The organism is Streptomyces sp. NPDC008121 (assembly GCF_042957155.1).
In the GTDB taxonomy this organism is placed as follows: Bacteria; Actinomycetota; Actinomycetes; order Streptomycetales; family Streptomycetaceae; genus Streptomyces.
On the sequence record NZ_JBIBHT010000004.1, the window covers coordinates 658,843 to 683,385 of the forward strand.

The 24,543-nt window shown below is 71.7% G+C and carries 22 protein-coding genes; 11 read left to right on the top strand and 11 right to left on the bottom strand.

Annotated elements, in window-relative coordinates:
• Positions 1-2 precede the first annotated feature (2 nt).
• From nadC to ACFZBD_RS17420, 7 genes are all read left to right on the top strand, one after another.
• Positions 3-1,040, top strand: coding sequence for a carboxylating nicotinate-nucleotide diphosphorylase (nadC, locus tag ACFZBD_RS17390; RefSeq protein WP_391140406.1), 1,038 nt, complete (start codon positions 3-5; stop codon positions 1,038-1,040).
• Positions 1,040-1,846: a type III pantothenate kinase gene (locus tag ACFZBD_RS17395; protein WP_391140407.1), complete on the top strand. Its 807-nt coding sequence runs from the start codon at positions 1,040-1,042 to the stop codon at positions 1,844-1,846. Before nadC ends, ACFZBD_RS17395 begins: the two co-directional genes overlap by 1 nt.
• Positions 1,847-1,967: 121 nt before the next feature.
• Positions 1,968-2,537 (top strand): hypothetical protein, encoded by a 570-nt coding sequence (locus ACFZBD_RS17400; protein WP_391140469.1) that lies wholly within the window; start codon positions 1,968-1,970, stop codon positions 2,535-2,537.
• Positions 2,538-2,551: 14 nt separating this feature from the next.
• A complete protein-coding gene (locus ACFZBD_RS17405; protein ID WP_391140408.1) occupies positions 2,552-2,728 on the top strand; it encodes a hypothetical protein in 177 nt (58 codons plus the stop codon).
• 136 nt (positions 2,729-2,864) lie between these two features.
• Positions 2,865-3,287 carry a BlaI/MecI/CopY family transcriptional regulator gene (locus tag ACFZBD_RS17410; protein WP_391140409.1) on the top strand — a complete coding sequence of 141 codons (423 nt, stop codon included), beginning with the start codon at positions 2,865-2,867 and terminating at the stop codon, positions 3,285-3,287.
• A gap of 9 nt (positions 3,288-3,296) precedes the next feature.
• Positions 3,297-3,833, top strand: coding sequence for an amino-acid N-acetyltransferase (locus tag ACFZBD_RS17415; protein WP_391140410.1), 537 nt, complete (start codon positions 3,297-3,299; stop codon positions 3,831-3,833).
• Positions 3,834-3,990: 157 nt separating this feature from the next.
• Positions 3,991-4,326, top strand: coding sequence for an Lsr2 family protein (locus ACFZBD_RS17420; RefSeq protein WP_147979058.1), 336 nt, complete (start codon positions 3,991-3,993; stop codon positions 4,324-4,326).
• On the opposite strand, the gene ACFZBD_RS17425 is transcribed toward ACFZBD_RS17420, so the two are convergent.
• Positions 4,305-4,895 carry an SCO3374 family protein gene (locus ACFZBD_RS17425; protein WP_391140411.1) on the bottom strand — a complete coding sequence of 197 codons (591 nt, stop codon included), beginning with the start codon at positions 4,893-4,895 and terminating at the stop codon, positions 4,305-4,307. The genes ACFZBD_RS17420 and ACFZBD_RS17425 overlap by 22 nt on opposite strands.
• A gap of 463 nt (positions 4,896-5,358) precedes the next feature.
• Between ACFZBD_RS17425 and ACFZBD_RS17430 the strand changes: the two genes are divergently transcribed.
• The gene (locus ACFZBD_RS17430) at positions 5,359-7,884 is read left to right on the top strand and encodes an ATP-dependent Clp protease ATP-binding subunit (protein ID WP_365712632.1); all 2,526 of its coding nucleotides are present in this window, start codon (positions 5,359-5,361) and stop codon (positions 7,882-7,884) included.
• A gap of 72 nt (positions 7,885-7,956) precedes the next feature.
• On the opposite strand, the gene ACFZBD_RS17435 is transcribed toward ACFZBD_RS17430, so the two are convergent.
• Complete coding sequence (locus tag ACFZBD_RS17435) at positions 7,957-11,007, bottom strand: NACHT domain-containing protein (RefSeq protein WP_391140412.1); 3,051 nt, start codon at positions 11,005-11,007, stop codon at positions 7,957-7,959.
• A gap of 486 nt (positions 11,008-11,493) precedes the next feature.
• Here ACFZBD_RS17435 and ACFZBD_RS17440 point away from each other — a divergent pair, with 486 nt between their 5' ends.
• Positions 11,494-12,186 (top strand): peptidoglycan DD-metalloendopeptidase family protein, encoded by a 693-nt coding sequence (locus ACFZBD_RS17440; RefSeq protein ID WP_391140413.1) that lies wholly within the window; start codon positions 11,494-11,496, stop codon positions 12,184-12,186.
• Positions 12,187-12,199: 13 nt separating this feature from the next.
• On the opposite strand, the gene ACFZBD_RS17445 is transcribed toward ACFZBD_RS17440, so the two are convergent.
• The gene (locus ACFZBD_RS17445) at positions 12,200-12,757 is read right to left on the bottom strand and encodes a TetR family transcriptional regulator (RefSeq protein WP_391140414.1); all 558 of its coding nucleotides are present in this window, start codon (positions 12,755-12,757) and stop codon (positions 12,200-12,202) included.
• A 160-nt stretch (positions 12,758-12,917) separates the two neighbouring features.
• Here ACFZBD_RS17445 and ACFZBD_RS17450 point away from each other — a divergent pair, with 160 nt between their 5' ends.
• A complete protein-coding gene (locus ACFZBD_RS17450) occupies positions 12,918-14,600 on the top strand; it encodes a DHA2 family efflux MFS transporter permease subunit (protein ID WP_391140415.1) in 1,683 nt (560 codons plus the stop codon).
• Between the two features lie 190 nt (positions 14,601-14,790).
• Here the strand turns inward: ACFZBD_RS17450 and cseC are convergent, their stop codons facing one another.
• The 6 genes from cseC to ACFZBD_RS17480 all read right to left on the bottom strand — a co-directional run bounded on the left by cseC (position 14,791) and on the right by ACFZBD_RS17480 (position 20,437).
• Positions 14,791-16,107 carry a two-component system sensor histidine kinase CseC gene (gene cseC, locus ACFZBD_RS17455; RefSeq protein ID WP_391140416.1) on the bottom strand — a complete coding sequence of 439 codons (1,317 nt, stop codon included), beginning with the start codon at positions 16,105-16,107 and terminating at the stop codon, positions 14,791-14,793.
• A 23-nt stretch (positions 16,108-16,130) separates the two neighbouring features.
• The gene (cseB, locus tag ACFZBD_RS17460) at positions 16,131-16,835 is read right to left on the bottom strand and encodes a two-component system response regulator CseB (protein ID WP_391140417.1); all 705 of its coding nucleotides are present in this window, start codon (positions 16,833-16,835) and stop codon (positions 16,131-16,133) included.
• 96 nt (positions 16,836-16,931) lie between these two features.
• The gene (locus ACFZBD_RS17465; protein WP_391140470.1) at positions 16,932-17,546 is read right to left on the bottom strand and encodes a hypothetical protein; all 615 of its coding nucleotides are present in this window, start codon (positions 17,544-17,546) and stop codon (positions 16,932-16,934) included.
• A gap of 248 nt (positions 17,547-17,794) precedes the next feature.
• On the bottom strand, positions 17,795-18,382 hold the full coding sequence (locus tag ACFZBD_RS17470; protein WP_391140418.1) for a SigE family RNA polymerase sigma factor: 588 nt from the start codon (positions 18,380-18,382) through the stop codon (positions 17,795-17,797).
• A 179-nt stretch (positions 18,383-18,561) separates the two neighbouring features.
• Positions 18,562-19,680, bottom strand: coding sequence for an A/G-specific adenine glycosylase (locus ACFZBD_RS17475; RefSeq protein ID WP_391140419.1), 1,119 nt, complete (start codon positions 19,678-19,680; stop codon positions 18,562-18,564).
• Between the two features lie 22 nt (positions 19,681-19,702).
• Positions 19,703-20,437, bottom strand: coding sequence for a phosphatase PAP2 family protein (locus tag ACFZBD_RS17480; RefSeq protein WP_391140420.1), 735 nt, complete (start codon positions 20,435-20,437; stop codon positions 19,703-19,705).
• A gap of 197 nt (positions 20,438-20,634) precedes the next feature.
• Here ACFZBD_RS17480 and ACFZBD_RS17485 point away from each other — a divergent pair, with 197 nt between their 5' ends.
• Complete coding sequence (locus tag ACFZBD_RS17485) at positions 20,635-21,474, top strand: hypothetical protein (protein ID WP_391140421.1); 840 nt, start codon at positions 20,635-20,637, stop codon at positions 21,472-21,474.
• 138 nt (positions 21,475-21,612) lie between these two features.
• On the opposite strand, the gene disA is transcribed toward ACFZBD_RS17485, so the two are convergent.
• Both disA and radA read right to left on the bottom strand, forming a co-directional pair.
• Positions 21,613-22,737: a DNA integrity scanning diadenylate cyclase DisA gene (gene disA, locus ACFZBD_RS17490; RefSeq protein WP_391140422.1), complete on the bottom strand. Its 1,125-nt coding sequence runs from the start codon at positions 22,735-22,737 to the stop codon at positions 21,613-21,615.
• A 265-nt stretch (positions 22,738-23,002) separates the two neighbouring features.
• Positions 23,003-24,415 carry a DNA repair protein RadA gene (radA, locus tag ACFZBD_RS17495; RefSeq protein ID WP_391140423.1) on the bottom strand — a complete coding sequence of 471 codons (1,413 nt, stop codon included), beginning with the start codon at positions 24,413-24,415 and terminating at the stop codon, positions 23,003-23,005.
• Positions 24,416-24,543: the final 128 nt, after the last annotated feature.

Genomic DNA, 24,543 nt, shown 5'->3' on the forward strand with positions numbered 1-24,543 from the left:
CCGTGAGCACGCCGAGCACCCCCGAAGAAGAACGCCCGCAGCCCGTGGACGTACCCCTGATCCAGATCAGCGCCCCCGCCGAGAGCGCGGGCGGCTGCGGCGAGGGATGCGGCTGCGCCGAGGGCGACGAGGTGTACGAGTGCGGTCTCGACCCCGCCCTCGCCCAGCTGCTCGCGGACGCCGGTCTCGACCCCGTGCAGGTGGAGGACATCGCCCACCTGGCCATCGAGGAGGACCTCGACGGCGGCGTGGACGTGACGACGGTCGCGACCGTCCCCGAGGACGCCGTCGCCACCGCCGACTTCACCGCCCGCGAGGCGGGCGTAGTGGCGGGCCTGCGGGTCGCCGAGGCGGTCCTGTCCATCGTCTGTACGGAGACCTTCGAGGTCGAGCGGCACGTGGAGGACGGCGAGCGGGTCGAGGCGGGCCAGAAGCTGCTGTCGGTCACCACCCGCACCCGCGACCTGCTCACGGGCGAGCGGAGCGCGCTGAACATCCTGTGCCGTCTCTCCGGCATCGCCACCGCCACGCGCGCGTGGGCGGACGTCCTGGAGGGCACCCGGGCCAAGGTCCGCGACACCCGCAAGACGACCCCGGGCCTGCGCGCCCTGGAGAAGTACGCGGTGCGCTGCGGCGGCGGCGTCAACCACCGCATGTCGCTGTCGGACGCGGCCCTGGTGAAGGACAACCACGTGGTGGCCGCCGGCGGTGTGGCGCAGGCGTTCAAGGCCGTGCGGGAGCTGTTCCCCGAACTGCCGATCGAGGTCGAGGTGGACACGCTGCACCAGGTCCGCGAGGTCCTGGACGCGGGCGCCGACCTGATCCTGCTGGACAACTTCACCCCGCTGGAGACCGAGGAGGCCGTCGCCCTGGTCGACGGCCGGGCCGCCCTGGAGTCCTCCGGCCGTCTGACGCTGGAGAACGCCGCGGCCTACGCGGCGACCGGCGTGGACTATCTCGCGGTGGGCGGCCTCACGCACTCCTCCCCGATCCTGGACATCGGCCTCGACCTGCGCGACGCCTCCGAGGCGGCTGTCTGATGCTGCTCACCATCGACGTCGGCAACACGCACACCGTCCTCGGTCTCTTCGACGGCGAGGAGATCGTCGAGCACTGGCGCATCTCGACGGACCCGCGCCGCACGGCCGACGAGATGGCGGTCCTGCTGCAGGGCCTGATGGGCATGCACCCGCTGCTGGGCGTGGAGCTGAGCGACGGCATCGAGGGCATCGCGATCTGCGCGACGGTCCCCTCGGTCCTGCACGAGCTGCGCGAGGTGACACGGCGCTATTACGGCGACGTCCCGGCCGTCCTGGTCGAGCCGGGCGTCAAGACGGGCGTGCCGATCCTCACGGACAACCCCAAGGAGGTCGGCGCGGACCGCATCATCAACGCGGTCGCGGCGGTCGAGCTCTACGGCGGTCCGGCGATCGTGGTCGACTTCGGCACGGCGACGACGTACGACGCGATCACCGCCCGCGGCGAGTACGCCGGTGGGGCGATCGCGCCGGGCATCGAGATCTCGGTCGAGGCGCTGGGCGTGCGCGGGGCCCAGCTCCGCAAGATCGAGCTGGCCCGGCCGCGCAGTGTGATCGGCAAGAACACGGTCGAGGCGATGCAGTCGGGCATCGTCTTCGGCTTCGCGGGCCAGGTCGACGGCGTGGTGGCCCGGATGAAGCGGGAGATCGTGGGCCGGGAGGGCGACCCCTCGGACGTGACGGTGATCGCGACGGGCGGTCTGGCCCCGATGGTCCTGGGCGAGTCGACGGAGATCGACGAGCACGAGCCCTGGCTGACCCTGATCGGCCTGCGCCTGGTGTACGAGCGGAACGTCTCGCGGATGTAGCGCGCCGGGTCCGGTGTGGCGGGGCGGGGGGCAACGCGCCCGAGGATGATCGGTAAACGAAGTTTGTCCGATTAGCGCGTATTGTCACCTCATGCCCACGCCATACGGATCCCGCGGCGGCATGGCGTTCAGCGCGGACGAGCTGCGTGTGCTCCGCCGCGCCCTTGCCACCGCCCTCAACCCCGCCCCCCTCCAGGACGAGGACGTCCAGGACTGTCTGCGCCTCGCCGAAGCCGTGGACGACGCCGTCCGCGAGGCCGGCCGACTGCGCGCCTTCCTCCTGGCCGACCTGGCCCGCTACCGCGAGGCCCTGCCCGGCTCGCTCCCCGGCTATCTGGAACTCCTCCAGGACGCCCTCGCCGCCGGGTACGACCCCGGCGCCGACGACCTCGCCGCCCTGCGGGCCCTGCGCGGCAACCCCCGCGCCGCGGCGCTCCTGGAACGCTGCCGGATCCTCGCGGAGCGCTCCGTCCGCGCCCGGCTGGCCCGGGTCACCCAGACGGTCGTGGCCACCGCCCCCCGGCCCCGCGCCCGGCTGTTCGCCCTGCCCGGCGGCCGCGCCGCCGACGAGCCGAAGCCGACACCGCCGCCCACCCCCACCGAGCGCCCGGTCCCCAAGCCCTCCGAGGTGTTCCCGCCGCGCCGTCGCCCCGTGCCCCCGCCCCCGCCCGAGGAACGCGCCGCCGGATAGCTACTCTGGACGCCATGGACTACGTATCCGCGCTCGTGCCCCCGGTCGTGATGGCCGCGTTCTTCATCGCTCTCGTGGTCACCATCGTCAAGAGCCAGGGCGGCCCGAACAAGGCCAAGGAGGACGCGGCCGTGGACGCCGCCCTCGCCCGCACCGAGGCCGCCCGCCAGGCGGACGGCTCCCCCTCCTGACCGACGGGGCCGCCCCGCGGCCCCGTGTCCGTGGCGCCCCCGAGGACGTACGCCCGCTATAGCGGCGTACGTCCTTTTTGTTGCGTTTCCTACGTCAATAACCGGTGCTCCCGGCCTCTCCCACTATGGTGGCGATGTGCCCCGTCAATTGGGAGAACTCGAAGACGCCGTCATGACACGCGTCTGGCAATGGAACCGCCCGGTGACCGTCCGGGAAGTCCTGGAGGATCTCCAGCAGGAACGGTCCATCGCCTACACCACCGTCATGACCGTCATGGACAATCTCCATCAGAAGGGCTGGGTACGGAGGGAAGTCGACGGCCGCGCCTATCGATATACCGCCGTCTCCACCCGCGCCGCCTACTCCGCCGCCCTCATGAACGAGGCCTGGTCCCAGAGCGACAACCCGGCCGCCGCCCTCGTCGCCTTCTTCGGGATGATGTCCTCGGAACAGCGCGAAGCGCTCAACGCCGCCATCCGCATCGTCGGCCACAACACCGTCGACGCGCCGCCCGCACCGGCCGAGGGTGCCGAGGGGACCGAGGGCCCGGGGCGATAACGTCCCCCCATGCCGTCGTCCCCCGCCACCACGCCCCCTTCGAAAGCCGTCACCGTACGCCGGGCCCGCACCAGCGACGTCGCCGCGGTCCGCCGCCTTGTCGACCCCTACGTCGGCCGCGGCATCCTGCTCGACAAAGCGACCGTGACGCTTTACGAGGACATCCAGGAGTTCTGGGTCGCCGAACGCGACGAGGACGCGGTCGTCGTCGGATGCGGCGCACTCCACGTCATGTGGGAAGACCTCGCCGAAGTGCGCACTCTGGCGGTCGATCCCGAGTTCAAGGGCGGCGGCGTCGGACATCAGGTGCTCGACAAGTTGTTGCACACCGCCCGATGGCTCGGGGTGCGCCGGGTATTCTGCCTGACCTTCGAAGTCGACTTCTTCGCGAAGCACGGCTTCGTCGAGATCGGCGAGACTCCGGTCGACGGAGATGTCTACAGCGAGCTCCTGCGTTCCTATGACGAGGGTGTCGCCGAGTTCCTGGGTCTCGAACGAGTGAAGCCGAACACCTTGGGCAACAGCCGGATGCTTCTGCACCTGTGACCGTATCGATCGCCGGGAACCCTAAGTCCGATCCCTATGTCCGAATCGCGCACGTTTCCCGCGTTCCCGGGCTTCTGAACCTCTGCCAGGGGTTTGTGTTTTTCCGGGAAAAGCGGTTTCCTTTCCGCGTACTGCATTTTCGATGAAAGGAAATCCGGTGGCACAGAAGGTTCAGGTCCTTCTTGTCGATGACCTCGACGGTGTCGAGGCGGACGAGACCGTGACGTTCGCGCTGGACGGCAAGACCTACGAGATCGACCTCACCACCGCCAACGCGGACAAGCTCCGCGGCCTGCTCGAGCCGTACACCAAGAGCGGCCGGCGCACCGGTGGCCGCAGCGCCGGTACGCGGGGCAAGGGCCGGGTCGCCGCCGGCGGCAGCCCGGACACGGCGAAGATCCGCGCCTGGGCGAAGGAGAACGGCTACAACGTGAACGACCGCGGCCGGGTGCCCGCGGAGATCAAGGCGGCCTACGAGGACGCGAACCGCTGACCCGTCGGCTGCCTGGACGCCGGGACCCGCGTCCGGGCGGACAGCAGCCGCGCCCGGTGGCACGCCCCGGCGGCGGCCGCCACGAGCCGTACGAGACAGGGGGCGCCGGCATCGCCCCGCACGGCGGTCCGCAGGGCCGGCAGCGAGGACTCCACCTCGCGGCCGGGCTCCGGAGCCCGCAGCCACACCGCGGCGCCCGGCGCGCCGGAACCGCTCCGTCCTGGGGGGACGGGCGCGGTCATCCGGCCGCCCGCGCCCAGCGCCACGAGATCCAGCGTGATCCCGCCCCAGTCCAGCCAGTCGAGCAGGCCGGGCAGCTCCTCCGCGGCGCCCGCGGCGACCAGGAGCCGCATCCGGCGCCCCATGAGGGCCACCGGGCCCGTGGCGTCGCCCATCCTGCGCAGCACCTCGCGGCCGGCCACGGCGGGCATCTCCAGGACGTCGAAGCGCACCCCTGTCACCAGCTGTACCGGCGGCCCCTCGACGGTCGACCAGCCCAGAACGTGCTCGTACCACCGCGCGGGGCTGTCATCGAGCGGCGAACGGGGCGGCGGGACGGTGAAGGCCATACCCCGGGAACTCCCTCCGGGACGCGTTGGTTACGCCCCGGGCTGACACAGCGTCGCCGGTCGACTGCACCGAGTGTCCTTGTTGAGGGCGTACGGGTGCATTCGAGAGCGCAAGGTTGTTCGCCCGTAGCGGAGACAACCGGGGTCCGCCGCATGGAGTGTCAGTCCTTACGGGTAAGACATTCCTAGTGGGGAGGGGCGACTCGCAGGCTTTGGCGTCTCACGTTCGCCATCGGCGTACAGAAGCCGGGGCTAACAGCTTGGCCTGCGGGAACATCGTCTCGCACCATCGGGTTGGAGCATTTGTCGGCTGTTCGGCAGCAGGTCTCCCCGCCAGAGAGGGGGTGATCCGGACGGATGTCGGCAGTTGGAATGAGCGGTCCCCGCTTGCGGGACTAAGCTGCGGAAGGACAGGGAGGGGATCGACCCCTAACTGACTGACCGCTCTGAGGAGCGATTAACGATGTTCGAGAGGTTCACCGACCGCGCGCGGCGGGTTGTCGTCCTGGCTCAGGAAGAAGCCCGGATGCTCAACCACAACTACATCGGCACCGAGCACATCCTCCTGGGCCTTATCCACGAGGGTGAGGGTGTCGCCGCTAAGGCCCTGGAGAGCCTCGGGATTTCGCTCGAGGCGGTCCGCCAGCAGGTTGAGGAGATCATCGGGCAGGGGCAGCAGGCCCCGTCCGGGCACATCCCCTTCACCCCGCGTGCCAAGAAGGTCCTGGAGCTGTCGCTCCGCGAGGCCCTCCAGCTCGGCCACAACTACATCGGCACCGAGCACATCCTGCTCGGCCTGATCCGCGAGGGCGAGGGCGTCGCCGCCCAGGTCCTCGTGAAGCTGGGCGCCGATCTCAACCGGGTGCGGCAGCAGGTCATCCAGCTGCTCTCCGGCTACCAGGGCAAGGAAGCCGCCACGGCCGGCGGTCCTGCCGAGGGCACCCCCTCGACGTCCCTGGTCCTCGACCAGTTCGGCCGGAACCTCACCCAGGCCGCTCGCGAATCCAAGCTCGACCCCGTCATCGGGCGCGAGAAGGAGATCGAGCGGGTCATGCAGGTGCTGTCCCGCCGCACGAAGAACAACCCGGTCCTCATCGGCGAGCCCGGCGTCGGCAAGACCGCCGTCGTCGAGGGCCTGGCCCAGGCCATCGTCAAGGGCGAGGTGCCCGAGACCCTCAAGGACAAGCACCTCTACACCCTCGACCTCGGCGCGCTGGTCGCCGGTTCCCGCTACCGCGGTGACTTCGAGGAGCGCCTGAAGAAGGTCCTCAAGGAGATCCGCACCCGCGGCGACATCATCCTGTTCATCGACGAGCTCCACACCCTCGTGGGTGCGGGCGCCGCCGAGGGCGCGATCGACGCCGCCAGCATCCTCAAGCCGATGCTGGCCCGCGGTGAGCTGCAGACCATCGGTGCCACCACGCTCGACGAGTACCGCAAGTACCTGGAGAAGGACGCCGCCCTCGAGCGCCGCTTCCAGCCCATCCAGGTCGCGGAGCCGTCGCTGCCGCACACGATCGAGATCCTCAAGGGTCTGCGCGACCGGTACGAGGCCCACCACCGGGTCTCCATCACCGACGAGGCCCTCGTCCAGGCGGCGACCCTGGCCGACCGGTACATCTCGGACCGCTTCCTGCCGGACAAGGCGATCGACCTGATCGACGAGGCCGGCTCCCGGATGCGCATCCGCCGGATGACCGCGCCGCCGGACCTCCGCGAGTTCGACGAGAAGATCGCCGGTGTCCGCCGGGACAAGGAGTCCGCGATCGACTCCCAGGACTTCGAGAAGGCGGCGTCTCTCCGCGACAAGGAGAAGCAGCTGCTGGCGGCGAAGGCCAAGCGGGAGAAGGAGTGGAAGGCCGGCGACATGGACGTCGTCGCCGAGGTCGACGGCGAGCTGATCGCCGAGGTCCTCGCGACCGCCACCGGCATCCCGGTCTTCAAGCTGACCGAGGAGGAGTCCTCGCGTCTGCTCCGCATGGAGGACGAGCTCCACAAGCGCGTCATCGGCCAGATCGACGCCGTCCGCGGACTGTCGAAGGCGATCCGCCGTACGCGTGCCGGTCTGAAGGACCCGAAGCGCCCCGGTGGCTCGTTCATCTTCGCCGGCCCGTCCGGTGTCGGTAAGACCGAGCTGTCCAAGGCGCTCGCCGAATTCCTCTTCGGCGACGAGGACGCGATGATCTCCCTCGACATGTCGGAGTTCAGCGAGAAGCACACGGTCTCCCGCCTCTTCGGTTCTCCCCCCGGATACGTGGGCTACGAAGAGGGCGGCCAGCTCACCGAGAAGGTGCGCCGCAAGCCGTTCTCCGTCGTCCTCTTCGACGAGGTCGAGAAGGCCCACCCCGATATCTTCAATTCCCTTCTCCAGATCCTGGAGGACGGTCGACTGACCGACTCCCAGGGCCGGGTCGTGGACTTCAAGAACACGGTCATCATCATGACGACCAACCTCGGGACCCGGGACATCTCGAAGGGCTTCAACCTCGGCTTCGCGGCCCAGGGCGACACGAAGTCCAACTACGAGCGGATGAAGGCGAAGGTCAGCGACGAGCTGAAGCAGCACTTCCGCCCGGAGTTCCTGAACCGTGTGGACGACGTCATCGTCTTCCCGCAGCTCACCCAGGACGACATCCTCCAGATCGTCGACCTGATGATCGGCCGGGTGGACGAGCGCCTGAAGGACCGGGACATGGGCCTCGAGCTCTCCCAGTCCGCGAAGGAGCTGCTCGCCAAGAAGGGTTACGACCCCGTTCTGGGCGCCCGGCCGCTGCGCCGGACGATCCAGCGCGAGATCGAGGACACGCTCTCGGAGAAGATCCTCTTCGGCGAGCTGCGCCCCGGTCACATCGTGGTCGTGGACACCGAGGGCGAGGGTGAGGAGAAGAAGTTCACCTTCCGCGGCGAGGAGAAGTCGGCACTGCCCGACGTCCCCCCGATCGAGCAGGCGACCGGCGGAGCCGGCCCGAACCTCTCGAAGGACGCGTAAGCGCTCCACAGCGTGAAAAGGGGCGGCCCCGGACTCGGAAGAGTCCGGGGCCGCCCCTTTTCCCGTCCCCGGTCAGGTCAGGAGCCGGACGGTGGAGGGAAGGCGCTCGGCGCCGACGGTGGCGACACCCGAGGTGATGACGTACTCCAGTTCGCGCAGACCGGCGAGGGGGGCCAGGTCATGGGCCGGGCCGTGCGGCGCGGTCCCGAGGAGGTGCAGCTTGCGCAGGCCGGGGAAGGCCCGCGCGATCTGCTCGGCGAGGCAGCCGCTCGGGCCCGTGGGGCCGGCGCGGTCGAGAAGCAGGGAGAGGGAGCGCACCTGGGGGATGCGGGCCGCGTCCGGGCAGCTCGTCAGGGCGGCGCCCTCCAGGACGAGGGTCCGCAGGGAGCCCAGCGCGCGGATGTGGCCCCAGTCCTCCGCCGTGGACTCCATGACGGGGCCCAGGGTGAGCCGCACCAGAGGGGGGAGGCCGCTGAGGCAGGCCAGCCCCTGCTCGGGGCGGGTGTCCAGATAGAGGGAGCGCAGGCGGCTCTCGCCGGGAAGGGAGTCCAGCACCCAGTTCATGTCGGTCCCCAGCGCCAGGTTCTCCACCTCCCCGAGGAGCGGTCCCAGCGCCGCCAGCCCGTGGTCGGAGAGACCGGAGCGGAGATCGACGGAGGCCGGGCGGAGCCCCAGCCGGATCAGCTCCGCGGCCTGGGCGTCGGAGCGGATCGTATAGTCGAGGCCGTCCGGATCGAGCCGCGCGATGATCTCCTCGCCGTACGTCTCCGTGTCGTACCGCGCCCACCCCCACATCAGCTGGCTGCGGACGCGGACCTTCGGATGGCGGGTGAACCTCCGGAGGTACGGCAGGGCCGCGTCATGGGCGACGTGGGTCGCCGTGACCACCGCCATCAGGGCCGACTCCTCGTCCAGGCCCTCCGGCCCGGGCAGCAGGTCGAGCACGGCCCGCCCCACCGAGGCCAGCTCACGGGCCTCCGCGCCGTCGCGCGGCGGGATCACCTCGGCCGTGCGCGCCAGGATGCGCTCCCGGATCCGCGGGGAGACCTCCGTCGCCTCCTCCAGGGCGGTCGCCGCCACCACCAGGATGCGGAGCTGGACGTTGCGGTCCGTCGCCGCGTCCGCGGCCTTCAGTAACTCGGTGAGGATCTCCTCGCACTCACGGGGGCGCGCGTGGCCGACGGCCATGCGGACGACGTCCTCCCACTGGTCGTCGGCCGCGTGCCGCACGAGGACGCCGATGTCCCACCGGTCCACCAGCGCCTTGGCCGCGAGGTGGTCCTGGAAGGTGCGGTGGACGAAGTCGACGCTGTCCGGGGTCGGCTCGCGCAGCAGCCCGCTGCGGTGCAGGAGATGGGTGAAGACCGCGTCCGGGTCGTCGAAGGCGGCCGCCTCGGGGACGTACGGCACCCGTTCCCGTACGAGCGACTCGGCGCGCGAGCGGTCCATCTGGGTCCGGCCGTTGAGCGTGAGCCAGTACGCGAGGCGCTGGATCAGCTGGATCTGCGGCGCCTCGCCCAGCTCGATCCCGTACGGCGCCCCCATGTCCCGCTCCCGGTCGCGCCGGGCCAGGAGCATGGAGAGCGCGGCTTCGTAGAGCGCCCTGCGGCCCCGGGGCAGGAAGCCGCGGCGGTCGCGGTGCAGCGCGCAGATCAGACCGCACATCAGGGGGTTGGTGGCGAGCTGGGCGACGTGGTCGGCGGTGCGCAGCGCGTCGAGGAGGGAGTCCTCGTACGGCTGCGCCTCGGGCCCCGCGGCCTGGTGCCAGCGCCGCACGAAGGTGGTGACCTCGGTGCGGGACATGGGGGAGAGGGTCAGCTCGGTGAAGCCGTCCGAGGCCAGCCAGTCGTCGCGTACGGCGGTGGGGCGGGAGGTCACCAGCCAGCGGTTGCCTTCGTAGGCGGCGAGGAGGTCGCGCAGCCAGCCCCGGGCGCGCTCCCGCTCGGCTTCGGGCACCTCGTCGATGCCGTCGACGAGGATCAGTCCGCGTCCGGCGGCCAGGACCCGGTCGGCCCAGCCGTCGGGCGGGGTGAGGGGGCAGCCGGCGGCGGGGAGGAAGCGGTCGGGGGCGGGGAGCCGTTCGCCGTGGCGGGTGAGGGTGCGCAGCGGGAGGACGAAGGGGACGCGGTCCCGGAGGTACTCCATGCCTCCCGCCCGGTGCCCGGCCGCCGCCGAGACCGTGAGCCACTGGACGAGGGTGGTCTTGCCGGAGCCGGCGAGCCCGCGCAGGAGGACCTTGTCGTGGCGGGCGAGGGCGAGATCGGCGTGCAGGGTCTCCGCGGGGCGGTGTCCGGTGCCGGAGAGGTAGGGGAGCAGGTCCTCGGCCGCGATGGTGAGCGCGGCGGTGCCGTTCCCCTCCCTCCAGGCGTCGGCCGCCTCGGTCACCGAGAACCAGGGGCCGGCGGTCGCCGGGGCCGTCGCTTCGAGCGACAGGTAGGCCATGTCGAGCGGCCACTGGTCGGGGGAGTGGTGCAGGTCGACGCCGTAGATCGTCAGCCGGCCGTGCTTCTTCGCCAGGTGCTCGCGGTAGCGCTCCTCGAACGCGGTGTCGCGGCCGTCCGCCCGCGGGGTGCGGCGGATGACCTCGTCGACCTTGGCGTTCAGCTCCTCCTGGCCCCGGGTCTGCTCCACCAGCGTGCGGGCCACGAAGGTGGGGCGTTCGGTGAAGAACTCCAGGATGTGGACGCAGGCCCACCGCGTGAGCCCGTCGAGGAAGTGGACGGAGTCCGTCGACAGGCCGTCCGGGGGCGGGGCCGCCGCGCGCAGGCGGCCCGCGAGGGCCGTGGCGCCGAGGTGGACGGCCTGGACGTCGTCCATGTCGAGGTCGCCGAGGGCGAGGAGGGTGGTCGCCAGGGTGTCGGTGACCGCTTCGGCCTCGTCGGCGGGGAAGGGTGCCTCGCCCGGGCCGGTCCGGGCCTGGTCGACGAGGGTGGCCGCCAGCCTGCGGACGTCCTTCTCGGTCAGCGTGCGCTGCGCGCCCCGGAAGGAGACGCGCCGGGAGAGGCGGATGCGGCGGGCGGTGCCGGTGAGGCCCGCGCCGGGGCCGTCCTGGACCAGGAGTCCTTTGATCAGCAGCCCGGCCGCGCTCGTGGCGAGCCGTGTGCCGATGAGTGCTGGATCCACTGCCGTCCCCCGTCGTCGCCGTGCTCCCGACCCCTCCCGTCAGCGTAGTCAGCGACGGCCCGCCAAGGGCCTGATCGCGTGACCCAGGTCGCAATGGGGCGGCGGCCGCCGTGACAAGGCGCACAGGCGTTTTCGGGTGTACTAGCCGGAATAGTGATGACGTTCAGGGTGGAATCGGGACGTTCTGGGGCGGAGCATCGGGACTTTCGGCCTATGGGGTCCCGAACCGTACGGGATACGGCCTCCCGGGCCTCTGGGGACAGGTCCGACGTGCGCGTAAACCGCTTCTCTTGGGCAGGTTTGTCCGTTTTTCGAGAGGGGTGTCCGAGGTCGTCAAGACCCGAACTTCCGAGGAGATCGCTACGACGAGATGTCGTAGATGGGGGGTTTGAGCCGGGATGGGCGTCCGGGTTACCAAGGTGTGGCAAGCCCGCCCGGCGCACCGCTCGCGTCGGGTCCCTTTCTGTCCCGGAGGTTTTCCCCCGTATGTCGAAGCGCGTTATGAACCCCGCCGCCCGTGTCACCGCTGTTGCTCTCGCCACCGCGGGCCTGGGGGCGTCACTGGTGGCCGGAGCAGGGTCCGCCTTCGCCGCCGAGGGCAAGGCCACCACCGCGTCCGTCGCCGCGACCGGTACGTCCGCCGCCGTCGCCGCGCAGGCCGACGCCCAGGCGCAGGCCGCCGCCAAGGCCGCCACCGTCAAGAAGGCCGCCAAGGCGGCCGTCGCGAAGAAGGCCGCTCCGAAGGCCGCCAAGAAGAAGGCCGCCTGGGTCAAGCCGGTCGGCGGCTACACCCTGACCGCCAGCTTCAACCAGGGCGGCTCCATGTGGTCCCACAAGCACTCCGGCCAGGACTTCGCCGTGCCGGTCGGCACCGCGGTCAAGGCCGCCGGCGCCGGCACCGTCGTGAAGGCCGGCCCGAACGGCGGCGGTGACGGCCCGGCGTACGGCAACGCCATCGTCGTCAAGCACGCCAACGGCAAGTACTCGCAGTACGCGCACCTCTCGAAGATCAACGTGTACCCCGGCCAGAAGGTCGGCGCCGGCCAGAAGATCGCCCTCTCGGGCAACACCGGCAACTCCTCCGGCCCGCACCTGCACTTCGAGATCCGTACGACCCCGAACTACGGTTCCGCCCTGAACCCGTCCGCGTTCCTGCGTACGGTCGGCGTCACCATCTGATTCGTACGACTCCCTACGGCGCCTGATGCGCCTGAGTGAGCAGATCGAGGGCGACCTCGAGGACGGCTTCGTGCTTCTCCTCGGGGTCGCCCTCGACGTTCTGCAGGAAGAACGTGCCGGCGTGCAGGGTGAAGATCGCGCTGACGCAGCGGACCCGGTCGGCCATCGCGAAGTCCGGCTCCTGCACCAGCTCCGTCACCTCGAGCATCCGCTCCTTGAAGGTGAGGCCGATGCTCAGCTCGCGCACGGTGGCCTGGTTCTCCTGCATGAAGCGGTACAGCGGGGCGGCGTCCAGCAGCGCCCGCTGGTACCGGCGCAGGGCCTCCTTGCGGGTCTCCAGGGTGCGCGGCTGCGCCCGCGCCCAGGTGATCAGCTCGTCCATGGGGCGGGTGAGGTCCTCGAAGAGCCCGATCAGGATGTCTTCCTTGGTCTTGAAGTGGTAGTACAGCGCCGCCTTCGTGACGTCGAGCCGCTCCGCGATCTCGCGCAGTGAGGTCTTCTCGTACCCCTGCTCGGCGAAGAGTTCGAGAGCGACGTCCTGAATGCGCTGGCGTGTGTTGCCTCGGGCCATGGTCTGCTCGCTCCCACCGACTTTTACTTACTTGACGCCCGGCTAGTGACGGGTCTACCGTCCCCCAGTGTAGTAACTAGCCGGGCGGCAAGTAAGTTCCCCCGGCGAGCACAGGGAACGACCGTACGAGACGGCCGTACGCAACCGGGGAGCAGGGAACATGGCGAGGACCGAGACCGACATACCGGCGGAGGGGACCGCACCACCGGCGGACGACGGCACGGCCGCGGGCAACGGGTCGCCCGGGGGGAGCGGGAAGACGCCCGGAGGCCAGTCGGAGGCGCCCGCCGTGGACGACGGAGCCCCGAAGCCGCGCAGTGTCCGCGTGGTCCTGCTCGCCCTCATGATCGCGATGCTGCTCGCGATGCTGGACAACATGATCATCGGCACCGCCATGCCGACGATCGTCGGCGAGCTGGGCGGTCTGGCACACCTCTCCTGGGTGGTCACCGCCTACACCCTGGCCACCGCCGCCTCCACCCCCATCTGGGGCAAGCTCGGCGACATGTTCGGCCGGAAGGGCACCTTCCTCCTGTCGATCGTGATCTTCCTGCTCGGCTCGGCGCTCAGCGGCATGGCCCAGGACATGGGCCAGCTCATCGGCTTCCGGGCGATCCAGGGCCTCGGCGCCGGCGGTCTGATGGTCGGCGTCATGGCGATCATCGGCGACCTGATCCCGCCCCGTGAGCGCGGCAAGTACCAGGGCATGATGGCCGGCGTGATGGCCCTCGCCATGATCGGCGGACCGCTCGTCGGCGGCACCATCACCGACCACTGGGGCTGGCGCTGGTCCTTCTACATCAACCTGCCGCTGGGCGCCGTCGCCCTCGCGATGGTCACCGCCGTCCTGCACCTGCCGAAGAAGGAGCGCGACCGGTCCACCCGGATCGACTTCCTCGGCGCCGGACTGCTGACCGTCGGCATCACCGCGATCGTCCTCGTCACCACCTGGGGCGGCACGGAGTACGCCTGGGGCTCCGCCACCATCGTCGGACTGTCGGTCGCCGGTGTCGCCGCCCTCGCCGCGTTCCTGTGGGCCGAGACCCGCGCGAGCGACCCGGTCGTCCCGTTGCACATCTTCCGCAACGGCAACTTCACCCTCATGTCGGTGATCGGCTTCCTGACCGGCTTCGTCATGTTCGGCGCGGTCCTCTTCCTGCCGCTGTTCCAGCAGTCCGTGCAGGGCGCCTCCGCCACCAACTCCGGCCTGCTGCTCCTGCCGATGCTGCTGTCGATGATGGTCGTCTCGCTGGTCTCCGGCCGGATCACCACCAACAGCGGCAAGTACAAGATCTTTCCGATCATCGGTTCGGCGCTCATGGTGCTCGGCCTGTTCCTGCTCGCCCAGATGGACACCGGCACCTCGCGCCTCACCTCGGGGATCTACATGGCGGTGCTCGGTGCCGGCATGGGCTTCCTGATGCAGATCACGATGCTCGTCGCGCAGAACAGCGTCGAGATGAAGGACATGGGCGTCGCCTCCTCCACGACCACCCTGTTCCGGACCCTCGGCTCCTCCTTCGGCGTCGCGATCATGGGCGCGCTCTTCACGAGCCGGGTCCAGGACGAGATGGCGTCGCGCGGCGGCTCGGAGCTGACCCAGCAGTCGGCCCAGCTCGACGCGGCCTCCCTGGCGAAGCTGCCGGCCGCGCTGCGCGAGTCGTACCAGTACGCGGTGGCCGCCGGCACCCACTCCGCCTTCCTGGTCGGAGCGGCGGTCGCGGTGATCGGCGTCGTCCTCGCCTTCTTCGTCAAGGAGGTGGCGCTGCGCGGGGCCGGCCCGGAGCGCCCGCGGCCGGCGGCGGCGGAGGGCGACGGACCGAAGGTCGCGGAGACGGGCTGACGAGCTGACGGGATGACGGACTGACGACATGACGGTCTGATGGTCTGACGGTCCGACCTGTACGGGACCGCGGCGGCCCCGGCGTTCTCGCCGGGGCCGCCGCGCGTCGTCCGGTCCTCAGGCGTGCCGGTTCGCCGTCCGCCGGGCCGGTCCCCAGGCCTGGCCGGTCCGCCGTCCGCCGTGCCGGTCCTCAGTCCGGGAAGCTGATCATCGGGAAGCTGCCGGTGTTCGTCGGCGCGTGGTCCGGGAGCCAGAGCACCGCGATCGCGCCGCCCGCCCCCTCCGGGGTGCCCTCCGGCGCCGCGTTGCGAAACGTCAGCCGCGCGCCCAGCACCCGGGCCTGCCCGGCCGCGATCGTCAGCCCGAGCCCGTGCCCCTGCCCGGCGCGGTCGCTCGCGCCCGTACGGAACCGGCTCGGGCCCTCGCGCAGCAGCGCCTCGGGGAAGCCGGGGCCGTGGTCCCGGACCCGTACCACCCGGCCCTCGACCGTCACCTCGACCGTCGGCTTGCCGTGCTTGGCCGCGTTGGCGAGGAGATTGCCCAGGATCCGCTCCAGGCGCCGCGGATCGGTGCTGACCCACGACTCGTGGACCACGTGCACGACCACCGCCGGGTCCAGCGCCCGCACCCGCCGCTCGACGAACTCGCCGAGCGCGATCTCCTGGAGCTCGGCCCGCTCCGACGCGCTGTCGAGCCGGGCGACCTCCAGCACGTCCTCGACCAGCGTCCGCATCGCCTGCGCCCGGTCCCGTACCAGCTCGGTCGGGCGCCCCGGCGGCAGCAGCTCGGCCGCCGTCAGCAGCCCGGTCACCGGGGTGCGCAGCTCGTGCGCGATGTCCGCCGTGACCCGGCGCTCGGCCTCGATCCGCTCCTGGAGCGCGTCCGTGAGGGCGTCGACCGCCCGGGCCAGCTCGTCCGTCTCGTCGCGTACGACGCCGCCGATGGCATGGCGCACCCGTACGTCCGTGTTGCCCTGCGCGACCCTTCCGGCGGCCGCGGCGGCCTTGCGCAGCCGGCGCGACAGCTGGCCGCCGATGAGCACCCCGAGCGCGCAGCCGCCGACGACCACCGACACCGAGCCGATGATCAGGGCCCGGTCGAGATCCTTCATGATCGCCGCGCTGCGGTCGGCGAACGGGATGTGCAGCGACAGCACGTCCCCATTGGCGAGCGGCACGGCCGCCCACACGTCGGGCGGGCCGCCGTGGCGGTGCTCCTGCACGAAGGTGCCGCGCCGCCTGTCCCGCATCAGCTGGTCGAGCTGCGGCGGCAGCATCGGATCGTTGATCTTGGTGCCGAAGCGCGGTTCCTTCGGCTTGGAGCTCTCGTACATGCGCTGGGCGAAGAGCAGCCGCTCCATCTGCACCTCGCGCGCGTTGTCGAGCATCGAGACGCGGGCGGAGTTGTGCACGACCAGGCTGAGGGTGACCGCGATGAGCGCCCCCACGGCGGCGATGGCGACGGAGATCTTCCAGCGGACCCCCGTACGCAGGGCGACCCGCCTCATCGCGTGGACCTCATCGTTCCGCTCTATCCCTTGAGCTTGTAGCCGAAGCCGCGGACCGTCTCGATCCGGTCCTGGCCGATCTTGGTGCGCAGCCGCTGGACATGGACGTCCACGACCCGGGTGTCGCCGCCCCAGCCGTAGTCCCACACCCGCTCCAGGAGCTTGTCACGGGAGAGCACCGTGCCCGGCGCGGTGGAGAACTCCAGCAGCAGCCGCATCTCGGTCGGGGTCAGCGACACCGGGGCGCCGCCCCTGAGGACCTCCATGCCGTCGGTGTCGACCTCCAGGTCGCCGAAGACGAGGACCCCGCCCCCGCCCTCCTCGCCCCGGCCGGCCTCCCCGGCGGCGGGGCCGCCGGCGTGGCCGAAGCGGCGGAGCACGGCGCGGATGCGGGCGACGAGGACGGAGCCGTCGAAGGGCTTGGTGACGTAGTCGTCGGCGCCGGCCTCCAGGCCGAGGACGACGTCGATCGAATCGGCCCGCGCCGACAGCATGATCACCGGCACGGTCGACTCGTCACGGATCCGCCGGCACAGGCTGACGCCGTCCATGCCCGGCAGCATCACGTCGAGCAGCGCGATGTCGGGCCGGTCGGCCCGGAACGCGTCGAGGCCCGACAGGCCGTCGGGCATGGCGGTCACCGTGAAGCCGTCCCGCTCCAGCGCGAGCTGCGTCGCCTCGCGGATCACATCGTCGTCCTCGACGAACAGCACATGGGTCTCGGCCATCGCGCGCCTCTCCCTTTCCTTTCCGTTCCCGCGCACGGTTCCCGCCCGCGTCCTTCCTTCACGACGTCCGGCGGCCGCGCGAGGTTGCCCGGCCGGTCAGCCGCCGCTCGACGGGCTGGGCGCGGTGCCGTCGATGCCGCCGTCGCCGACCGCGCGGCTGTAGTCGTTGTGCACCCAGTCGTGCTGGGTGAACCTGTTGCCCGACCAGCGGTACGTGATCACGTCCTCGCCCGAGGGGTACGTCATCGGGTCGCCCTCGGCGTACACCTGCTTGGTGACGACCAGGTCGCCCCGGTCGATCGTGGCGTACACGGCCGCGTCCTCGGCCATGAAGACGTTCTTGTACCGGTTGTTCTCCTCGCGGTACACGTACGTGCCGATACCGACGGCGTCCCCGCAGGTCATCACGTTGACGACGACGTCGGGGGAGGTTCCGCCGGTGAGGTTCCCGTACGAGGTGTCCACGGGGTACGCGTCCGCGGAGCAGGGCTTCAGGTCGTCCTTGAGCCGTTCGCCGATCTTGGGGTCGGACTTGATGAGCGCGACGGGGTCGACCCGCTTGGCCGACTGCGGGCCGGGGGAGGCGGAGGGGGAGGCGGTCGACGGCGCCGAGGCCACCTCGGCCGGCCGTGCGGCGCCCTCGTCACGGGAGCCGGTGCCACCGGTCGAGCAGGCGGTCAGGGACAGCCCGACGGCGACGAGCCCGGCCAGTGCCGTGGTGCTCGCCGCCCGGACCGCGCGCTCGGCGCGGTCCCTGTGCCCTGCGGGGCCTTGCTCGTGCTGGTCGTGAGGCTCGTGATGGTCGTGATGCGGGTGGTGCTGACCGTGCTCGTGGGGCTGAGCGTGCTCGTGGTGCTCAGCATGCTCGGAGTGTCCGTGGCGCTCGTGATGCTCGTGGTGCTCGCGCTTCGTGCGGGAGTCGCGGTTCGCGCGGTTCTGGTGGGTGTCGGATCTGGCGCTCAGGCCGCGCACCGCTCCCGCCCCCGTTCGTTGCCTCGTGCCGTCGCCCGCTCGGTGCTCCGCTCGGTCGTCCGCTCCAGAGCGCGGGCGTCGGCGACACCGCGGCTCTCCAGCTCCTGGCGAAGCCGGGCCAGGGCGCGGTGGAGCGTGCTCTTCACCGTACCGGTCGACATGCCGAGCGCCGCCGCGGTCTCCTCGGTGCTCATCTGCTCCCAGTGGCGCAGGACGACGACGCTGCGCTGCTTGGGGGCGAGGACCTTGAGGATGTCCATGAGCAGGGCACGGTCGGCGTGCTGCTCGGTGGCGTCGTCGACGGAGGCGTCGGGCAGCTGCTCGGTGGGGACCTCTTCGAGCTTGCGGGCGCGCCACCACTCGGTCCGGGTGTTGATCATCACGCGGCGGAGGTAGGCGTCGGCGAGGGACTTGTCGGCGATCCCGTCCCACCGACCGTACGTCCGGACGAGCGCGGTCTGCAGCAGGTCCTGGGCGTCGACCGGGTCGGGCACGAGCCGTCGGGCGCTGCGCAGCAGCGCGTCCTGCCGAGTGCGTACGTACTCCTCGAAGTCGAGCACCTCACCGTGCGCCATCCGAACCGCCTCCGAACCCCGTGACCTGCCTGTTTGTGTGACGTCGACGACGCTACGGAGCACTTGTCACGAGGCTGTGCGGGGCAGCCGTCGGCGGACGCACGGCTGCCCATCGGTTGTGTAACAGGAGGGGGCGGGCGCCGGAGACGGGCCCGGCACGCGGGCCCGCCCGACATGACCTAGTGAGGGAGGCGGTAGAAGCCGTTCTCCAGGGGTTCGACCAGACCGTCCGCGACCAGGCCGTCGAGGGCGCGGGCACGCTGGACCGGTTCGTGCCAGACCGTGTCCAGGGCGGACTGCGGCACGGAGCCCACCGCCTCCCGCAGGACGGCCAGCAGCCTGCCCCGGACCTGGCGGTCCGTGCCGGCGTACGTCTGGCCCCGGCGCGGCGGGCCGTCGTGCGCCGGCTTGCCCGCGAGGCGCCAGACGCACCGCGTGGCGATCGGGCAGCGCCCGCAGTCCTCGTTCTTCGCCGTGCAGACCAGCGCGCCCAGCTCCATGGAGGCGGCCGCCCAGCGGGCCGCCGTCGGCTCGTCCCGGGGCAGCAGCTCGCGCGCCAGCTTGCGCTCCGCCGCCGTCGTGGCGTTGGGCGGGTACTGGACCCCGGCCGCCGCCCGGGCGAACACCCGGCGGACGTTGGTGTCGAGGACCGCGTGCCGCTGCCCGTACGCGAACGAGGCCACCGCCGCCGCCGTGTACTCCCCGATCCCGGGGAGCGCCAGCAGCTGACCGTGCTCGCTCGGCACGTCCCCGCCGTGCCGCTCCGTTATGGCGACGGCCGCCGCGTGCAGCCGCAGCGCGCGCCGCGGATAACCGAGCCGGCCCCAGGCGCGTACGGCCTCGCCGGGAGCCTCCGCGGCCAAGTCGGCCGGGCGCGGCCAGCGCGCCAGCCACTGCTCGTATACCGGCAGGACCCGTACGACGGGCGTCTGCTGGAGCATGAACTCGCTGACCATCACGCCCCACGCCCCCGCCTCCGGGCGGCGCCAGGGCAGGTCGCGGGCGTGCCGGTCGAACCAGGCGAGGACGGGCCCGTGCAGCTCGGCGGGCTCGACGGCCGGGCCTGCGCCCCCGGCTTGGACGGCGGTCTGGTCGGCGGCCTGGTCGGCGGTCTGGTCTGCGGCTTGGGTGGAGGCTTGGGTGGCGGCCCGGGCCGCGGCCGGTCGGGCGTCGGTGGACGGGCCGGGGGCATCGGTCTCGGAGGCGGCGGTGGTCTCGGAGGCGTCGGTCACGCGGGCGTCGGTGACGGGAACGTCGGTGGGGGAACCGTCGGTGAGGGGCGCGTCGATGGAAGTCATGGCACCTCCGATCCTGGCACGTTCAGTGCGCGCCGTGGCGCACGCCCTCGGGGCGCGTGGGGGCGTGTGGGCGCGGTCCGCGCCCCACGCACCACACCACCGCGCCGTTACGGCTCGTCCGGGCGCTCTCCACGAGGAACCGGACGGGCCGGGTCGCCGCCTTGACGACGACGTACGCGACCGCGCCGCCGAGCAGCAGGCCGACCGCCACGTCGTGGGGGTAGTGGACGCCGACGAAGACCCGGGAGAACGCCATCAGCAGCGCCATCGGCACGGTCAGCAGCCCGAGCCCCCGCCACGACAGCGCGAGCGCCACAGCGGCGGCTCCCGCGATCGCCGCGTGGTTGCTCGGGAACGACCAGTCGCCGGTCGGCGGGCACGGGACCAGCGAGGCCGGCGCCCCCACCACCGTCCGGCACGGACGCTCCTCGTCCACCAGCGACTTGAACGACTCGCTCACCACGTAGCCGAAGGCGGTCGCGAGGGGCGCGAGCAGGGCCAGCGCCGTCCAGACGCTCACCCCGGCCCGCGCCCGCCACCAGCCGGCCACGAACAGCACGCCGAACAGCAGCAGTCCCAGCTCGGTCCATGCCTCCGCGAGCTGTTGGAACCAGTGCGGCGTGGAGTGGGCGAAGTCCAGGATGTCGAGGTAGAGGTCGCCCGAGACGTCCGAGGGGGCCGGCAGGGCCGACAGGACCGTCGGGTCCGACAGGGGGGACGGGCCGGACGGGGGCGCGGAAGGGGAGACGTTGCTCATGATCGAGGACGCTAACCGGCCGCCGGTACTCCGGTTCCTCGGGGGGCCGCGGGAGCACGCCGCGCCCGAGGAAGAGGGGGGCGGACGAGGGGGCGCACACGGGCCGCCGACGCGCTGGGTGTGATCATCGGCAAAACTTCTCGCTGAGGCGGCGGGTGGGGCGGGAGTTGGCGTCGATCTCTCGTAAGGTTCGTGGCGTGGGATCACTGCGCAATCCGGTCGGGCCGCTTCCCTCCTCCATCTACTGGCGACGGAGGGCGGTCGCGCTGTGCCTGATCGCCCTGGTCGCGCTGCTCGCCCTCTGGGCCGTCACCTTCGGTGGCGGCGGCGGAAAGAGGTCGAGCGACGGCGCCAACGGCGCTTCCCCCGCGCCCTCGATCACCCCCGGGCCCTCCGGTTCCGGTCCCGCGATCAGCCAACAGCCGGGCGGACGAGACGAGTCGGGCGGATCCGGCTCCTCCGGCACCTCCGGCGAGAACTCCGGCGGGAACACCGAGGGCGGGGCGAACGCGGGCGCGGCCGCCGGCGGTGACGGCACGGGCGACGGCGTGGGCAAGAACGGCGACACGGACGGCGCGGGCGGCGACGGCGGGGCCGGGACGGGTTCGGGTCAGCAGATCCCGGCGAACTCCCCGCTGCCGAACTGCGCTCCGGGCGCACTCCAGTTGACGCTCAAGAGCGCCAAGGTCTCCTACGAGCCGGGCGAGAAGCCGCGCTTCCACCTGGTCGCCAGGAACACCTCCGCCGTCGACTGCAAGGCCGACTTCGGTCCCCGCAACGCGGTTCTGACGATCAGCGACACCAAGGACGACGAGCTCTGGTCCTCCCAGGACTGCCCGCGCCCCGCGACCGGCGTCCTGCTCCGGGTCCCGGCCCGCGCCACGATCACCCACACCGTGGAATGGGACCGCGGCCAGAGCGCCCCGCGCTGCGCGACGGCCCCCGCGGGACCTGTCGGTCCTGGGACGTATCTGGTGGAGGCGGCGATGCCGGGCGTGAAGGTCCTCCCGGCGTCGTTCACGCTGGCGAAGGACTGACGCGAGGCCCTGACCGCGAGTGCCCCGACCGCGAGACGCCTGACCGTGAGGGGCCTGTCCGCGAGGGCTCTGTCCGCCAGGGCCTCTGACCGCGCGGGGCTGCCGACGGCCGGCTGAGGGGCGCGGGGCCGACGGGCCCTACACGTACCGTTCGAGGATCGAGGACTCGGCGAGCCGGGACAGGCCCTCGCGGACGCTCCGCGCCCGCGCCTCGCCGACACCGTCCACGGTCTGCAGGTCGTCGACGCTCGCGGCCAGCAGCTTCTGCAGGCCGCCGAAGTGCTCGACCAGCCGCTCGATGATGGCGCCCGGGAGCCGGGGGACCTTGGCGAGGAGCCGGTAGCCGCGCGGCGAGACGGCGGAGTCCAGGGTCTCGGGGGAGCCGCTGTACCCCAGCGCCCGCGCCACGATCGGCAGCTCGAGCAGCTCGGCGTGGGTGAGCGCGTCGAGCTCCGTGAGCGCCTCGGAGACCGTACGGGACCGCTTGGCCGTCGGCTCGGGGACGTAGTCGCGGATGACGAGCTCGCGCTCGGGCTCGACGCCCGCGATCAGCTCGTCGAGCTGGAGCGAGAGCAGCCGGCCGTCGGTGCCCAGCTCGACGACGTACTCGGCGATCTCGGTGGCGATCCGGCGGACCATCTCCAGCCGCTGGGCGACGGCGGTCACGTCGCGGACGGTCACCAGGTCCTCGATTTCCAGGGCGGAGAGCGTGCCGGCGACCTCGTCGAGGCGGAGCTTGTACCGCTCCAGGGTCGCGAGCGCCTGGTTGGCGCGCGAGAGGATCGCGGCCGACTCCTCCAGGACCCGGCGCTCACCGTCGACGTACAGCGCGATCAGGCGCATCGACTGCGAGACGGAGACCACCGGGAAGCCGCACTGCTTGGAGACGCGGTCGGCGGTGCGGTGCCGGGTGCCGGTCTCCTCGGTGTGGATGGAGGCGTCCGGGACGAGCTGCACGCCCGCGCGGAGGATCTTGGTGATGTCCTTGTCGAGGATGAGCGCGCCGTCGAGCTTGCACAGCTCGCGCAGGCGGGTCGCGGTGAACTCCACGTCCAGCACGAAGCCGCCGGTGCACATCGATTCGACCGTCTTGTCCATGCCGAGGACGAGGAGGCCGCCGGTGTTGCCCCGGAGGATGCGCTCCAGACCGTCGCGCAGGGCGGTGCCGGGGGCTACGGCGCTGAGCGAGGCGCGCATCAGCGCTTCGACGCCGGAGCCCGCGCCGGACTTTCCGGGACCTGCTGCCCCGTCCTTGGCTGCCACTGCACTCCTCCGGCTCGTACGGATGGGCGAGACCAGGGCAAAGTCTAGCGACACGACCCGACGCCCCTCTGCCGCGCGCCGCGCGACCCCGTGCGGGGCCTGCCCCGCCGACCGCTCCGCTACACCGCCGGACGGCCTCGTCCTGGCTCTCCTCCCCCTCTTCCCCGCGCGTCCTGACCGGCTTCTTCGCCGACGCCTAGCCCTCTTCCCCCTCCTGCCCAGTCCTCTTCTTCGCCGACGCCCAGCCCTGTTCCCCCGCTCATGCCTAGCCCTCTTCCGCGTTCGCGCCCTTCGCCGCGGCCGGGCGGCGGCTTCGCGGCAGGACCCGCAGCGCGTCGCCCATGTCCGCGACCTCCGTCACCTTCATGCCGGCCGGGACCTTGCCCGGGTCCGTCGGGACCAGGGCATGGGTGAAGCCGAGCCGGTGCGCCTCGGCCAGGCGGCGCTGGACGCCCGTGACCCGGCGGACCTCGCCCGCCAGCCCGACCTCCCCGATGGCGACCAGGTTCTTCGGCAGCGGGGTGTCGCTGGCGGCGGAGGCCAGGGCGAGGGCGATCGCCAGGTCGGCGGCCGGCTCGGAGAGCTTCACCCCGCCGACCGTCGCCGAATAGATGTCACGCTTGCCGAGCGCGGTGATCCGGCCGCGCTGCTCCAGCACGGCGAGCATCATCGACACCCGGGACGTCTCCAGGCCGGAGGTCGTCCGCCGCGGCGACGGGATCTGCGAGTCCACCGTCAGGGCCTGGACCTCGGCGACGAGCGGCCTGCGCCCCTCCAGGGTCACCGTCAGACAGGTCCCCGGCACGGCCGTGTCGCGGCGGGTCAGGAAGAGGCCGGACGGGTCGGCCAGCCCGGTGATCCCCTCGTCGTGCAGCTCGAAGCAGCCGACCTCGTCCGTCGCTCCGTACCGGTTCTTCACGCCCCGGACCAGCCGCAGGCGCGCGTGCCGGTCGCCCTCGAAGGAGAGCACGACGTCGACCAGGTGCTCCAGGAGCCGGGGGCCGGCGATGGCGCCGTCCTTGGTCACATGGCCGACCAGGAGCGTGGACATCCCGCGCTCCTTCGACGCCCGGATCAGCGCCCCGGCGACCTCACGGACCTGCGCCATGCCGCCCGGCGCCCCGTCGATCTCCGGGGAGGCCACCGTCTGCACCGAGTCCATGATCAGCAGTGAGGGCTTGACGGCGTCGAGATGTCCGAGGACGGCCGACAGATCGGTCTCGGCCGCCAGGTACAGGTGGTCGCTCAGCGCGTTGATCCGGTCCGCGCGCAGCCGGACCTGGCTGGCGGACTCCTCGCCCGTCACGTACAGCGTGCGGTGCTCGTCGCTCGCGGCCTTCGCGGCGACGTCGAGCAGCAGCGTGGACTTGCCGACGCCGGGCTCGCCCGCGAGCAGCACGACCGCGCCGGGCACGAGCCCCCCGCCCAGGACCCGGTCCAGCTCGTCCACACCGGTGGAGCGCGCGGTGGCCTGCCGGCCGTCGACCTGGCCGATGGGCAGCGCGGCGGTCGAGACACGGCCGGCGGCGGTGGTGCGGACGGCGGGCGCGCCGTACTCCTCGACCGTCCCCCAGGCCTGGCACTCGGGGCAACGGCCGAGCCACTTGGCGGTCGTCCAGCCGCACTCGGTGCAGCGGTAGGACGGCCTGTCCTTGGCGGATTTCGTACGGGCAGCCATGGACCGAACCGTAGCGGGCCGCACTGACAACGCGTCCCGGGAGTGACGCCGTCACCGGCTCACCCCTCGGAATGAACGATTCCTGTCCCCTTTCGAGGGATACCTTCACCCGTAAGGATTAAAAGTGT

Excerpts from the sequence above, each read along its gene's own strand:
- ACFZBD_RS17445 (WP_391140414.1), bottom strand. The coding sequence starts at position 12,757 with ATGGCCCGAGGCAACACACGCCAGCGCATTCAGGACGTCGCTCTCGAA.
- ACFZBD_RS17405 (WP_391140408.1), top strand. The coding sequence starts at position 2,552 with ATGGACTACGTATCCGCGCTCGTGCCCCCGGTCGTGATGGCCGCGTTC.
- ACFZBD_RS17480 (WP_391140420.1), bottom strand. The coding sequence starts at position 20,437 with ATGAGCAACGTCTCCCCTTCCGCGCCCCCGTCCGGCCCGTCCCCCCTG.
- ACFZBD_RS17450 (WP_391140415.1), top strand. The coding sequence starts at position 12,918 with ATGGCGAGGACCGAGACCGACATACCGGCGGAGGGGACCGCACCACCG.
- cseB (WP_391140417.1), bottom strand. The coding sequence starts at position 16,835 with ATGGCCGAGACCCATGTGCTGTTCGTCGAGGACGACGATGTGATCCGC.
- ACFZBD_RS17400 (WP_391140469.1), top strand. The coding sequence starts at position 1,968 with ATGGCGTTCAGCGCGGACGAGCTGCGTGTGCTCCGCCGCGCCCTTGCC.
- ACFZBD_RS17395 (WP_391140407.1), top strand. The coding sequence starts at position 1,040 with ATGCTGCTCACCATCGACGTCGGCAACACGCACACCGTCCTCGGTCTC.
- ACFZBD_RS17425 (WP_391140411.1), bottom strand. The coding sequence starts at position 4,895 with ATGGCCTTCACCGTCCCGCCGCCCCGTTCGCCGCTCGATGACAGCCCC.
- ACFZBD_RS17475 (WP_391140419.1), bottom strand. The coding sequence starts at position 19,680 with ATGACTTCCATCGACGCGCCCCTCACCGACGGTTCCCCCACCGACGTT.
- radA (WP_391140423.1), bottom strand. The coding sequence starts at position 24,415 with ATGGCTGCCCGTACGAAATCCGCCAAGGACAGGCCGTCCTACCGCTGC.
- ACFZBD_RS17415 (WP_391140410.1), top strand. The coding sequence starts at position 3,297 with ATGCCGTCGTCCCCCGCCACCACGCCCCCTTCGAAAGCCGTCACCGTA.
- ACFZBD_RS17440 (WP_391140413.1), top strand. The coding sequence starts at position 11,494 with ATGTCGAAGCGCGTTATGAACCCCGCCGCCCGTGTCACCGCTGTTGCT.
- ACFZBD_RS17470 (WP_391140418.1), bottom strand. The coding sequence starts at position 18,382 with ATGGCGCACGGTGAGGTGCTCGACTTCGAGGAGTACGTACGCACTCGG.
- ACFZBD_RS17430 (WP_365712632.1), top strand. The coding sequence starts at position 5,359 with ATGTTCGAGAGGTTCACCGACCGCGCGCGGCGGGTTGTCGTCCTGGCT.
- cseC (WP_391140416.1), bottom strand. The coding sequence starts at position 16,107 with ATGAGGCGGGTCGCCCTGCGTACGGGGGTCCGCTGGAAGATCTCCGTC.